The sequence below is a fragment of the Micromonospora sp. NPDC023956 genome, assembly GCF_040639195.1.
Classification (GTDB): Bacteria; Actinomycetota; Actinomycetes; order Mycobacteriales; family Micromonosporaceae; genus Micromonospora.
This window is the reverse complement of sequence record NZ_JBEZZN010000005.1, coordinates 79,504-92,630: the sequence shown is the minus strand read 5'-3', so window position 1 is coordinate 92,630 and position 13,127 is coordinate 79,504. Positions and strand designations below refer to the sequence as shown.

The window sequence follows — 13,127 nt, the reverse complement described above, 5'->3', positions numbered from 1 at the left end:
CCCGAATGAACGCCCTGCCGACAGGAGGAAGCCCATGCCTGGGCTGAACGCAGAATTCATCCCACCAGCCCGCCCGGTGATCGGCGAGGCCGAGATCGAGGCGGCTGTGCGGGTGCTGCGCAGCGGTCGCGTGGTGCAGGGGCCCGAGGTCGCGGCCTTCGAGGAGGAGTTCGGCGAGTTGGTCGCCGGTCGACACTGCGTCGCGGTGAACTCCGGCACCTCCGCCCTCCAGCTCACCCTGATGGCACTCGGCTTCGGCCCCGGTGACGAGATCATCGTCCCGTCGTTCTCCTTCGCGGCCAGCGCGAACTCGATCCGCCTCGTGGGCGCCGAGCCGGTCTTCGTCGACATCGAGCCCGGCAGCTTCTGCCTCGCCCCGGAGGCCGTCGCGGCGGCGGTCACCCCGCGTACCGTCGCCATCATGCCGGTGCACCTCTACGGCCACCCCGCCGCGATGGACAAGATCATGGCGATCGCCGAGAAGCACGGCCTGGCCGTGGTGGAGGACGCCGCCCAGGCGCACGGCGCGAGCCTGAACGGCCACCCGGTCGGCGCGTTCGGCACCGCCGGCTGCTTCAGCTTCTACCCCACCAAGAACATGCACGCCCTCGAGGGCGGCATGGTCACCACCGCCGACGCCGACCTCGCCCGCACCCTGCGGCTGCTGCGCAATCAGGGCATGGAGCAGCGGTACGCCAACGAGGTCGTCGGCGCGAACATGCGGATGACCGACGTCGCCGCCGCGATCGGCCGGGTGCAGCTCCGCCAGCTCGGCGACTGGACCGAGCAGCGGCGGGCGAACGCCAAGGTCCTCGACTCCAAGATCACCGCGATGGTGACCCCGCCGGTCGCCGACAACGTCCGGCACGTCTACCACCAGTACACCGTCCGGGTCACCGACGGCGACCGGGACGCCGCCCAGCAGCGCCTCACCGAGCTGGGCATCGGCAACGCGGTCTACTACCCGACCCCGATCCACCGGCTCAAGCCCTACCTCACCGCCGAGGGCAAGCCGGGTGACTGGGACCTGCCGGAGACGGAGCGGGCCGCCGCCGAGGTCGTCTCGCTGCCGGTGCACCCGTCGCTGAGCGCCGAGGACCTGGACCGGATCGCCGAGGGCGCGAACGCCGCCGGAGGTGCCCGGTGAACGAGCGAAACGTCGGCAACGGCACGCTGGCGAAGCGGGGCCAGGGACGTCGGCTGCGCGCCGGCCTGATCGGCCTCGGCGCGATGGGCCGCAACCACGGTCGGATCCTGTCCAGCCTGGACGGGGTGGAGCTGGTCGGCGTCGTCGACCCGGCCGGTGACCCGAACGGCCTGCTCCGCGCCCCGGTCGTACCGGACCTGGACGCCCTGCTCGCGCTCGGCGTCGACTACGCGGTCATCGCCTGCCCGACCGCTCTGCACGAGCAGGTCGGCCTGGAACTGGCCCGCAACGGCGTCTGCGCGCTGATCGAGAAGCCGCTCGCCCAGTCGGTCGAGGCGGCCAGCCGCCTGGTCGAGGCCTTCGAGTCCGCCGGGCTGGTGGCCGGCGTCGGGCACATCGAGCGGTACAACCCGGCCCTGCAGAACCTCCGGCTCCGGCTGGAGGCCGGCGAGCTGGGCGAGGTCTTCCAGGTCGTCACCCGGCGCCAGGGCCCGTTCCCGCACCGGATCGCCGACGTCGGCGTGGTGATGGACCTCGCCACCCACGACATCGACCTCACCGCCTGGGTGACCGGCCAGGACTACACCTCGGTCGCGGCCCGGACGGTCTCCCGCAGCGGCCGGCTGCACGAGGACATGGTCTCCGTGGTCGGCCAGCTCGCCGACGGCACGATGGTCAACCACCTGGTCAACTGGCTGAGCCCGCTCAAGGAGCGGTCCACTGTGATCACCGGCGACAAGGGCTGCTTCGTCGCCGACACGCTCACCGCCGACCTGACCTTCTACGCCAACGCCGCCATCGACACCGAGTGGGAGGCGTTGCGCGCCTTCCGGGGCGTCGCCGAGGGGGACATGGTCCGGTACGCCATCCCCAAGCGTGAGCCGCTGCTCGTCGAGCACGAGCGGTTCCGGGACGCGGTCGAGGGCAAGGAGAGCGACATCGTCACGCTCCGGCAGGGCCTGCGCACCGTCGAGGTGGCGGCGGCGCTGCTCCGCTCGGCGGCCGACGGCAGCACGATCGACGTCCGACGCCCCGCCACCGAGGTCGTCGTCCCGTCCTGAGCTGCGGCGGACCGGTAGCCGTCCCGGGCGGCGGCGGCCGGGAAGCCCGCCGGAACGACGCGGACCAGGGTACGACCGGACACCAGTGTCAACCTCTCGCTACAGAAGGGACCGTGCATGGCACCGTCCGCTCGTCGACCCCGACTCGCGGTCATCGTCGCCAACGGCATCACCGGCGACTCCCGGGTCCAGAAGATCGCCATCGCGGCGGCCCGGGACGGTTGGGACGTCACCCTGATCGGGGCCGGGGGCACCCGCGTCAAGCGGACCCGGATGGGCCCGATCGAGGTCGTCCGGCTGCCGGTCCGGTCGCACATGCGGCAGGAGCTGACCGGGAACCCGCTGCGTCGGAAGGTCACCCAGTTCGGGATCAGCGACAAGAACGCCCTGGCCCGCCGTCGGGCCATCCACCAGGCCTGGGTCCGCCAGGCCACCGCCGAGATCGGCTGGCTCCGCGGCGACCAGGGTAAGTCCGGCGCCCGGAAGCTGCTGAGCCTGCCGCCCAGCCGGGCCCTCGGTGCCGTGGTCCGGGTCCGCCGGGCCGCGCACAAGTTCCGCGAGCGGGCCTTCGGCTGGGAGCAGGCACAGGCGAAGAAGCCCAAGCCGACCGGTAACTGGCGGCGGGACTGGCCCCAGCTGCTCGACCTCGACCTGGCCTTCGGGCCGTTCATCGAGGAGCTGAAGCCGGACCTGATCCACGCCAACGACATCACGATGATCAACACGGCGGCGCTCAGCGTGGCCCGGATGCGGGCCCGGGGCGAGAAGGTCGCCTGGATCTACGACGCCCACGAGTACGTCCCCGGCGTCGACTGGCCCAAGCCGGAGATGGCCACCGCCTTCCCCGGGGTCGAGCGGGAGTACATCCGTCGGGCCGACGCCGTGGTCACCGTCTCCCCGGAGATCGCCGACCGGTTGCGCATCGACTACCGGCTCCCCGAACTGCCGCTGGTCGTCCGGAACACCCCGATCCGGGAGTCGGTCGGCGCACTGTCCGACCGGCCCTCGGTGCGGGCCGCCGCCGGGGTCGGCGCGGAGGTGCCGCTGCTGGTCTACTCCGGCTGGCTCTCCGCCGAGCGGGGCCTCGGCACCGCCGTCAACGCCCTCACCGACCTGCCCGATTTCCACCTGGCGATCGTCTCCGGGCGGACCAGCCCGGAGCTGGAGTTCCTGCTCAACCGCGCGGAGGAGATCGGGGTACGGGACCGCATCCACGTGGTGCCCTACGTGGCGCAGCACGCGGTGCCGGACTACCTCTCCACCGCCGACCTCGGGCTGATCTGCTCCAAGCGGACCCTCAACTACGAGTTGTCCCTGCCGACCAAGCTCGCCGAGTACCTGCACGCCGGCATCCCGGTGATCGCCAGCGACGTCAAGACCCTCGGTGAGTTCGTCTCCCGGCACCAGGTCGGCGTGGTGTTCCGCTCCGACGACCACGCCAGTTTCGTCGACTCCGTCCGGCGGGCCATGGCCGCTCGGGACCAGCTGCGGGCCGGGATCGTCGAGCCGGTCCTGCGTGAGCTGTCCTGGGAGGAGCAGAGCGCCGGGCTGCTGCGCCTCTACCGCGAGGTCGCCGCGGTCGCGCCGGCCGAGCCCCGCCCCGAGGTGCCGTGGACGGTGGAGGAGCACGCCGGCCCGCCGCCGGTCGACACCGCCACCAGCCGGCCGCTGGACGCCTGGCGCCCGCTCGGGCAGACCCGGGTCCGGCTCGGGCTCGGCCCGGCCAACTACGCCGGACAGGCGGCGGCTTTCGCCCAGGCCATCTGCCAGAGCAACCCGGACGTCTCGGCCGAGGTGGTGATGCGCAAGGGACCGACCACCTTCGTCTTCCCGGCGGACGTCTACCTCGACCTGTCCCGGATCAACGAGGTGGACTTCCAGGTCGAGCAGGTCCAGCGGATCGTCGGCCGGTACTCCCACCTGGTGGTGGACGCCTTCCTGCCGGTCTTCGGCTACCTCAACGGCGACAACATCGAGGGTGACCTGCCGGCACTGCGCCGGGCCAACATCAAGGTGGCGCTGCTCGCCCACGGCAGCGAGATCCGCCACCCCGGACGGCACCTGGAGCGGCACGAGTTCTCGCTGTTCCGCGACGCCCCGGAGGGAGTGGCCGAGCGGCTCACCAAGCGGGCCGAGCGCAACCGCCGGGTCGCCGAGGAGAGCGGCCTGCCGCTCTTCGTCACCACCCCGGACCTGCTGGAGGACCTACCGACGGCGACCTGGGCGCCGCAGGTGGTCGACGTGGCCAGTTGGGCCAGCGACCACCCGGTGATGGAACGGCCCCGTCCGGTGGTGCTGCACGCGCCCTCGGCCCGGTGGACCAAGGGCACCGACCGGATCCTGCCGACGCTCCAGGAACTGCACGACAAGCGGGCCATCGAGCTGAAGCTGATCGAGGGCGTCCCGTGGGAGGAGATGCGGGAACTGGTCCGCAGCGCGGACCTCGTCCTCGACCAGTTCGCGACGGGGGCGTACGGCACCTTCGCGGTCGAGGCGATGGCGGCCGGCCGGCCGGTCGTCGCGTTCCTCAACGAGGCGATGCACGCCCGGTTCGGTGCCCACCCGCCGATCGTCAACGCCACCCCCGGCTCGCTGCGCAAGGCGATCGAGTCGCTGCTCGACGACCGGGAGCGGGCCGTGCGCATCGGCGCCGCCTCCGTCGAGTACGCCCGGGACGTGCACGACGGTCGACGGACCGCGAGCGTGTTCGAGGACTTCCTGACCTGACCCTCGGCGTCATCCCGCACGCGAAGGGGCGGCCAGCGGTGACGCTGGCCGCCCCTTCGGCGTGGGTGTCGCGGTCAGAGCTCCAGGCCGGTGGTGACCCGGACCGACGGGTGGCGCCGGGCCAGCCGGGCGGCGAGCGTCACGGTGTAGACATCCGCGGCGACCACCAGGTCGACCCTGCCGAAGTCGAGGGCGCCCAGCGCCTCGTCGAACCGGCTGGCCAGTAGCCGGGGCCGGAACGCCCGGTAGGTCGGCATGAACAGCCGCTTGTGCACCGCTCCGGAGACCTTCGCCTGGGCCCGGGAGACCACGTCGGCCGGCCGGCGCAACGGCCGGCCCCAGCGCTGCTCGGCCACCCGCCCGACGGCCTTGCTGACCGCCCGGGGGCCGCGGAACACCAGCGCCCGCTCCACCCGGCGGACCAGCAGTTGCTCCTCCGGACGGTCCAGGGCATGCAGCCGGATCCCCGGGTGCAGGTCCTCCACCTCGTGCCAATGCTCCAACCGGGAGACGAAGAGGTGCACGTCGTCCCCACGTCCGGCGAGATCCTGCACGTAGTTGACCAGCCGCAGTGGCGGCCGGTGGATCAGCGAGAGCACCACCACCCGCTTCGGCTGGCCGGTGGTCACCTCCGCGCGGGGCACGTCGTCGACAGCGGTCACCACCGTCTCCGCCTGCTCCACCTTCTCCTCGTCGTACGACGTCACGCCGACACCGCCTCGTCCATCCGTTCCTCCCGGGGCGCCGCCCCCGCCAGGTGCCGTAGCTCCGCCTCGAGCGGAACGAGCACCCGCTGCCGGGTGTACCGGGCGGCGTGCCGGACCGCCGTCGCCCGCGCCTCGGGCGTCAGGTCCCGGGCCGCCTTGCCCGCCGCGATCATCGACTGGGCGATCTGCTCCGGGTCGAGGCTGTCCGCGTTGAACCACAGCGGGTAGCCGTCCAGTACCTCGGTGGCCGCGATGCCCGGCGCGTGCACCGAGACGATCGGACGGCCGCTCGCCATGTACTCGAAGATCTTGCCGGAGGTGACGTAGCGGGCGCCGCCGGCCAGGAAGACCAGGACGTCGCTCTCCGCATAGGCCGCCGCCACGTCGGTCTTCGCCACCGGCCCGCGGTAGCGCACGCCCGTGCCCGCGTCCTCGGTCTGCCCGGTCGCGGCGTCGAGCCCGAGGCGTTCCAGCAACCGGACGTCGCTGCCCTTGAAGAAGCCGAGGTGGCCGAAGACGTTGAGCACCGCGTCACTGAGGTCGGGGTGCTGCCGGGCCAGCCGGAACGCCTCGACCAACTCCTCCACCGGCTGGTTGTTGGTCACCGTGCCGAGGTACGAGAAGCGCAGCGGGGCGGCGGGTCCGTCCGGCTGCGCGACGGAGGTCCCGTCCGTCACGTCGAGCAGGTCCGGGTCCCAGCCGTTGGGGACGACCATCGTCCGGTCGGCCACCTCCGGGTACCGCTCGGCGTGCCAACCGCGCAGCGCCTCGTTGACGAAGACCGCCCGGCTGGCGCCCCGCAGTACCCGCCGCTCCCAGGACCACACCGGGTGGTCGTCGTCGAAGGCCGGCTCGTCGGCGAACAGGTCCAGCGTCCACGAGTCCCGGTAGTCGACCACGTACGGCACCCGGGTGAGCCGGTGGAACAGCCACGCGGCGGCGAAGGACGCGAACGGGTTGCCGGTGGCCAGCACCACGTCGAACGGACGCCGGGCGTGCAGCCTGAGCGCCCGGCGGACGCAGGCCCACCCCCAGGACGCGTAGTGCTCCGGGAAGATCCGCTGACCCAGGTCGTAGACGTACCGGGCGGTCACCGGCATGGCCTGCCGGAAGCGGCCGAACCGGCGCACGTCCCGCTCCCAGATGAACTGGTTGAGCCGGGGCCGCTCGACGTGGATCCGGTCGTCGACCGTCTCGGCCAGCTTCTCGTCGACCGAACCGACCGCCTCGTGCAGGAACTTCAGCGGTGCCGCCATGACGGTGACGTCCCAGCCCTCGGCAACCAGGTGGTTGGCGGTGGCTCGGGCCCGGTACACACCGCTGGCACGGGACGGGGGAAAGTAGAACGACAGGTAGAGCGCTCGCGGCTGTCGTCCCCGGTGTCGGCTTGTCATCAGGTTCTTCTCCGCGGGATCGGTCTGGCGCTCACGCCGAGGACGGTGCGCCGCTCGGTGAGGCGGTGTCGAGGCCGTACGAGATGTCGGGGCAGATCCGGTCCGCCAGGAGCCGGGCGGCGACCGGGATGGAGACCGGGTCGGCGACCACCAGCAGGTCGAGCCCGTCCCGGGCGATCCGGCGGCGCAGCAGCCGGTATCGGGCGTCGCCCCAGAACCGGTGGTAGACCGGGAGGAAGATCCGGCGGTGCACCCGGCCGGCGATGCGTCGGTCGTAGGCCCGGCCGGCCCGCTGCGACCAGCCGGAGAGTCGGCCCCGGCCGACGGCGCGCAGCGCCGCGCGGGGCACCCGGTGCACGATGAGCTGCTCGGCCGCCACTGGTAGGTGCTCGCGTTGCAGCCGGGCCAGCTCCACCACCCGGACGCCGGGGGCGAACCGCTGGCCCCGCCACGCGGTCAGCTCGTCGACGACGACGGTGGCGTGGCCGCCGTCGGCGACCACCCGGGCGGACTCCTCGACCACCACCCGCGCCCGGTTGCCGCCCAGGGCGAGGAAGAGGGTTCGCTGTGCAGCCATCAGTGTCCCTGCTCCAGAACCGGCTCGTCGGTGGCGTGTTCGGGGAACCAGGCCCGACGATGTGCCTCGGCCACGGCCGGATAGTCGTACCGGGTGGCCAGCTCGCGGCGGGCCCGGCCGAGATCCATCCCGGCGCCGAACCGGCTCCGCAGCCGACGGTACCCGGCGGCCAGCGACTCCGGGTCGTCTTCGACCGGCACCAGCTCGCCCGCGGCCTCCTCGATGCCGGCCAGGCTCTCCTCGGGGCCGCCGCACCGGGTGACCAGCACCGGCATGCCAGCCGCCGCCGCCTCCACCACGGTCATCCCGAACGTCTCGAACTGGCTCGGGTGGACCAGCAGGTCGTGCTCGCGCATCAGACGCAACGCCTGCTCCGGCGGGACGGCCCCGGTGAACCGGATCGCCTCGGTCACCCCCAGCTCGACGGCGCGGGCGACCAGTTTCTCCTGCAACGGCCCCTCACCGACGAAGGTCAGGGTCAGCGTCGGGTCCTCGGCGCGGCAGAGGGCGAACGCCTCCAGCAGCCGCTGCACACCCTTGCGCGGGATCAGACCCCCGACGAAGAGCCAGCGGCGCAGCGCGGTCACCGGGGTCGCGCGTTCGGTGGCGAAGGAGACCGGGTTGGGGATGATCCGCACCCGGTCGGCGTACTCGGGGAAGGCCTCGACCAGCGGGTCACGGACCGCCCGACCGACCGCGAACACCCCCGCGCACCGGCGCAGCAGCTCGGCGTACATCTCGCGGGCCTCGGGCTGGGCCAGCACGGCGTCGAGGAACGTGGCGTGCTCGGTCACGAAGACCCGGGCGTCGGGGCGGGCGTTGCGCAGGGCCGCCCAGCCCCCGGGCAGACCGACGTGCGCGTGGACCACGGGCGCGTCGATCGGCTGCCCACCCAGGGCGGCCCGCACGGTGGCCGCGTGCCGCTCGGCGATCTCGGCGTACGACAGGCCCACCGGCAGGGGGACCGGCAGGTGCAGCCGGGTCGCCCCGCCGACCGTCGGGTACCCCCGCAGGGCACGGGGGAGCAGAGCGTGGTGGGCGCGTACGATCTCGGCGTCCTCGGCCGCCGAGTGCCGGCCGGCCCACTCGTCGCACTGGTAGACGGTCACCCGGTCGTGGCCGGGCGCGGTGGCCTCGACCATCGCCTTGACGAACGCGCCCAGGAACGGACGCTGTGTGCTCGGATACCACGGTGTGAGGATGGCGACGCTGCTGGGGAAAGCTGTCGTCACTCGGCTGATTCCTCCCTGACGCGCGGCAGCGCGGTGAATGCTACCAGTGTGAACTGTGGGAGCAGGGCGTGCACGGCGGGCGGGGAAGCCGGGCGGCCGACGGCCACCCGGCGTTGGCGCACCGTTCAGCCGAGGTGCTGCTCCAGGATCCGCACCACCCGCTCGGCGGCTCGACCGTCACCGTACGGAGTTCCCTGCCCGCTCTGCGGCGCCGGCCGGGTGGCCGTCTCGATCCACGCTGCCCGCCCCAGCGCGTCCGGGTCCGGCACGAGCCGGTTCCAGTCGCCGGTCAGGGTCTCCACCCACTCCGTCTCCGGACGCAACGTGGTGCACGCCCGGCCGAGCAGGTACGCCTCCTTCTGAAGACCGCCGGAGTCGGTGACCACACCGACCGAGCCGAGCACCGCGGCCACCAGGCCGGCGTATCCGAGCGGCCGGCCGGCGTGCACCGCGCCCTGGTCGAGCTTCAGCCCGTGCTCGGCGGCGCGGGCCAGGAGCCGGGGGTGGGCCAGCAGCGCCACCGGCACCGGCAGGTCGGCCAGCGCCGTGATGATCGACGCCAGTCGGGCCGGGTCGTCGGTGTTGTCCGGCCGGTGCAGGGTGGCCAACAGGTACGGCTGCTCCGGGTCGATCCCCTCGGGCAGCGTGGGCCGCGGGTGCTCGCCGGCCAGGACCGCGTCGCGGACCCGCAGGCAGACGTCGACCATCACGTCCCCGCTGAGCACCGCCCGCTCGGCCAGCCCCTCGTTGGCCAGATGGCGCAGGGCCTCCTCGGTCGGGGCGAGCAGCAGGTCGGCGGCGTGATCGGTGAGCACCCGGTTGTGCTCCTCGGGCATCCGGCGGTTGAACGACCGCAGTCCCGCCTCGAGGTGCGCCACCCGCAGGTGCTGCTTGACCGCGGACACCGCGCCGGCCAGCGTCGAGTTGGTGTCGCCGTAGACCAGCACCCAGTCGGGCTGCTGCTCGGCCAGCACCGGGTCGATCGCGGCGAGCACCCCGCCGGTCTGCGCGCCGTGGCTGCCGGACCCGATGCCGAGGTGCACGTCCGGGTCGGGGATGCCCAGCCCGCTGAAGAAGACGTCCGAGAGGTCGGCATCGTAGTGCTGGCCGGTGTGCACGATCACGTGCTCGTGTCCGGTGCCGGCGAACGCCGCCGCGATCGGTGCCAGCTTGACCAGCTGGGGACGAGCTCCGACAACGCTGACGACCTTCACGAGACATCTCCTGCACGTCGTGTGGATAGGGAGGAATGTCGGCCGGGCCTCGTGGACGGGCGCCGGACGCCGACGGTTCGGTCGCGCACGGCGACCCTGGCGCAAGACCCTACGGTATGCATCCGGCGGGTGCCCGGACGACCCGCGCCCTCACTGCCGGCTCCGCCGTCGGCCCAGCATCCGCCGGAGCCCGGCGCTGGCCTCGCGGCCCGCCAGCCGGGGCCGGTCCAGGAGCAGCCGACCCAGGGCCAGTGGCGAGGAGGACTCCACCGCGCTCAGCCGGGCCCGTACCTCGGCGAGGGCCCGCTCCGACTCCCGTAGCCGGGCGTCCCGCTCGGCCAGGTCCCGGGTGAGCGCCGCCACCCGGTCGTCCAGTTCGGCGAGGCGGCGGCGGGCCGGCCGGGTGACCAGGTCTCCGAGCACGTACTCGTTCGCCATCCGCAGCAGTGCCGCCGTGCCGTCGGCGGGCTCCCCGAGCGGTGGGCCCTCGGGGCGTAGGTAGGGGCGCGGCGGTGCGACGGACGTCACCCGTTCCACCACGAGGGCGGCGTGCACCCCACGGATCGCGGTCCCGTCCAGCGGGGTCGCGGCGAGGACCTGGCAGGAGGCGGGGCCGAGCGGCTCGAGGAGTCGGTGGTGGGGGAGCGTGGCCACCGGCCAGCCGAGCAACAGGAGCAGCCGGGCGCCGGGGGCCAGCCGGCCCAGCAGCGGCGCCAACGCCGACGGCGGGGTGTGTCCGGGCGGGTTGGGGCCGGCGAGCGCCAGCACCAGGACGCCGTCGGCGAGAACCTCGGCCGGGTCGGCGAGGGCGGCCCGCCGGTACGCCACGTGCTCAGGGGCGCGCAGATGCCGGCGCAGGGTCACCTGCTCGTGGGTGACGTCGACGATCTCCCGTATCCCGTCGAAGAGCCGCTCGTCGATCTCGTGCAGACGCATCCCGTCCTCCGTCTCAGCCGGTGCGGGTGAAGGCGTGGAAGCCGATCGGGCTGCCCCGGAACCGGTACGGGTGCCAGCCGTCGACGCGGAAGCCGGCCGGCTCCAGCACCGACCGGTACCGGTCCGGGCCCCGGCCGACCTGGTAGTTGCCGTACACCCGGCGCCCTGGTTCACCCTGGTCGGAGACGACCAGCCGGCCGCCGAGACGGACCAGGGCGGCCAGGTTGCCCAGCGACGCCTCCCACTGCGTCTCGTCCAGCACGTGGAACAGCACGTCCACCGAGACGACCACGTCGTACGGCCAGGGGCTGTGCCAGTCGGCGAGGGCGGACTCGTGGTAGCGCGGGCCGCCCCCGGACGCCCGGCCCTCGGCCAGCGCGGCCGGGCTGGCGTCGATCCCGTCGACCCGGTGGCCGAACCGGGCCAGGGCCCGGCTGAACCAGCCCTTGCCGCACCCGGCGTCGAGCACGTACAGCGGGGCGACCGGGTCACCGTACTGGCCGACCAGGTCCAGCAGGATGCCGAGCCGGCGGACGTAGAACATCTCGTTCGTCGCCTCGTCGAAGGAGACGTCGCCGCCGGAGCGCAGGTCGCCCTCCCGGCGGTGCCGATCGTCCCAGTACGCCGTCGCCTCGGCGGCGGAGAGCAGTTCCACCGGTCTCCTCACCGTCAGGGGTCCCGGATGCTCGGACGAGCAGACGTCACGCTAGCACGCATCAGGCGGATTGCCCGTTTAGCGCTTTCCGTCGCTTCTCCTGTCGGTGGGCGCCGGTGCCCCCTCCCCGCCGGCCCGTGCGGTGGACCGGCGGGAAGGGGCTCCTCAGAAGATCGCCCGCAGGTACGGCACCCGTGCCGCCGCCAGCGACACCGCGAAGGACCCCACGGTCACCGCCACACAGGTCACCAGGGTCACCGAGAGCGACTCACCGATGGCCAGACCCGGCGCCGCCCACTGGATCAGCGCGAGCAGCAGCAGGTGCACCAGGAAGACCCCGAACGAGGCGTCGGAGAGCCGGACCAGCCAACCGCCGATCCGGGGCGACGGCCGCAGGCGGTCGCCCAGGGTGAGGGCCACCAGGAAGACGCAGACGGCGGCGACCGCCACCGAGGCGCCCAGATAGCTCACCGGGAACAACGCCTGCGCCACCGGCAGGTCCGGCCGGGCGCCCCACCGCCACACGGCCTCGGCCAGCAGTGCCGTGGCCAGCAGCGCCGCCAGCACCGTCCGCCAGCCGCCCAGCCGGACCCGGACCAGCGCCCAGCCGGCCAGGAAGTACCCGACGTACGGCCACCACATCGTCCACGCTCCCAGGTGGATCGGCCGTGGGGTGCCGTTCAGGTTCGCCACTCCGGCGATCATGAAGGCGGCCAGGATCCAGCCCATCGCCACCGCCGCCGTGGTCCGTGCCCGGCGCTCGTCACCGGCGGCGAGGAAGGCGGCCAGCACCGGGGCGACCACGTACAACCCGGCGATCAACCAGAGGAAGTACAGCGCGGTGTAGATCCGCCCGTCGATGAGCAGCTGGGTGAGCGCCTTCGCGCTGGGCTCCTCGCCGCGCAGCAGCATCCGGACCACGAGCAGGTAGATCAGGTGCCAGGCGATCAATGCCGGGATGATGCGGACGAACCGCTTCCGGTAGAAGGCGGCCGGACCGTCCCGGTGGACGCGGGGTGCCAGCACCAGCGCGCCGCTGATCATCACGAAGACCGGCACGGTCCAGATCGCCCCGATGTCGATGGCGGTGGCGATCCACCAGTTGCGGCTGCCCCGTCGGTCGTCGTTCGCCACGTAGGTGCCCACGACGTGAATCGCCACGACGCCGCAGATCGCCACGACGCGCAGCACGTCGAGGCCGTAGTGGCGGGCCGGACGGGCACCCGGCGCCGCCGGGGGGACAGCCGTCGGGTCGGGAGTGGCGGGGGCACCGGACGGACCGACCGTGCCGGACGGACCGACGGTGCCAGAGGGATCGACGGTGCGGGACGGACCGACGGTGCCGGACGGACCGACGCGGGGCTGGCTGGGGGAACTCACCGACGAGATGCTAGCCGGGAAACCCCGCGCGGCCACACGCCGCTCCTCGGCGGCGATATGGGTGCCGGGGGGCGGGTTGTCGGGCGGTGCGGTGGGA

11 protein-coding genes are annotated in these 13,127 nt (G+C 73.1%); 3 read left to right on the top strand and 8 right to left on the bottom strand.

Annotated elements, in window-relative coordinates:
• Window positions 1-34 precede the first annotated feature (34 nt).
• The 3 genes from AB0F58_RS12575 (at window position 35) to AB0F58_RS12565 (ending at window position 4,935) form a co-directional block, all read left to right on the top strand.
• The gene (locus tag AB0F58_RS12575; RefSeq protein WP_357142087.1) at window positions 35-1,147 is read left to right on the top strand and encodes a DegT/DnrJ/EryC1/StrS family aminotransferase; all 1,113 of its coding nucleotides are present in this window, start codon (window positions 35-37) and stop codon (window positions 1,145-1,147) included.
• Entirely contained in the window at window positions 1,144-2,208 is a 1,065-nt protein-coding gene (locus AB0F58_RS12570) for a Gfo/Idh/MocA family oxidoreductase (RefSeq protein ID WP_357142085.1), read from the top strand. Before AB0F58_RS12575 ends, AB0F58_RS12570 begins: the two co-directional genes overlap by 4 nt.
• A 117-nt stretch (window positions 2,209-2,325) precedes the next feature.
• Window positions 2,326-4,935 (top strand): glycosyltransferase, encoded by a 2,610-nt coding sequence (locus tag AB0F58_RS12565; protein WP_357142083.1) that lies wholly within the window; start codon window positions 2,326-2,328, stop codon window positions 4,933-4,935.
• Between the two features lie 74 nt (window positions 4,936-5,009).
• On the opposite strand, the gene AB0F58_RS12560 is transcribed toward AB0F58_RS12565, so the two are convergent.
• From AB0F58_RS12560 to AB0F58_RS12525, 8 genes are all read right to left on the bottom strand, one after another.
• The gene (locus AB0F58_RS12560; RefSeq protein ID WP_357142081.1) at window positions 5,010-5,642 is read right to left on the bottom strand and encodes a hypothetical protein; all 633 of its coding nucleotides are present in this window, start codon (window positions 5,640-5,642) and stop codon (window positions 5,010-5,012) included.
• Window positions 5,639-7,036: a glycosyltransferase gene (locus tag AB0F58_RS12555; protein WP_357142079.1), complete on the bottom strand. Its 1,398-nt coding sequence runs from the start codon at window positions 7,034-7,036 to the stop codon at window positions 5,639-5,641. Before AB0F58_RS12555 ends, AB0F58_RS12560 begins: the two co-directional genes overlap by 4 nt.
• Before the next feature lie 31 nt (window positions 7,037-7,067).
• Entirely contained in the window at window positions 7,068-7,613 is a 546-nt protein-coding gene (locus tag AB0F58_RS12550; protein WP_357142077.1) for a hypothetical protein, read from the bottom strand.
• Window positions 7,613-8,845, bottom strand: a complete 1,233-nt coding sequence (locus tag AB0F58_RS12545) for a glycosyltransferase (protein WP_357142075.1) — start codon at window positions 8,843-8,845, stop codon at window positions 7,613-7,615. Before AB0F58_RS12545 ends, AB0F58_RS12550 begins: the two co-directional genes overlap by 1 nt.
• Before the next feature lie 125 nt (window positions 8,846-8,970).
• Entirely contained in the window at window positions 8,971-10,059 is a 1,089-nt protein-coding gene (gene wecB / locus AB0F58_RS12540; protein ID WP_357142073.1) for a UDP-N-acetylglucosamine 2-epimerase (non-hydrolyzing), read from the bottom strand.
• A gap of 150 nt (window positions 10,060-10,209) precedes the next feature.
• The gene (locus AB0F58_RS12535; protein WP_357142071.1) at window positions 10,210-10,995 is read right to left on the bottom strand and encodes a hypothetical protein; all 786 of its coding nucleotides are present in this window, start codon (window positions 10,993-10,995) and stop codon (window positions 10,210-10,212) included.
• Window positions 10,996-11,008: 13 nt separating this feature from the next.
• Entirely contained in the window at window positions 11,009-11,650 is a 642-nt protein-coding gene (locus AB0F58_RS12530; protein ID WP_357142069.1) for a methyltransferase domain-containing protein, read from the bottom strand.
• A 165-nt stretch (window positions 11,651-11,815) separates the two neighbouring features.
• Window positions 11,816-13,030 (bottom strand): acyltransferase family protein, encoded by a 1,215-nt coding sequence (locus AB0F58_RS12525; protein WP_357142067.1) that lies wholly within the window; start codon window positions 13,028-13,030, stop codon window positions 11,816-11,818.
• Window positions 13,031-13,127: the final 97 nt, after the last annotated feature.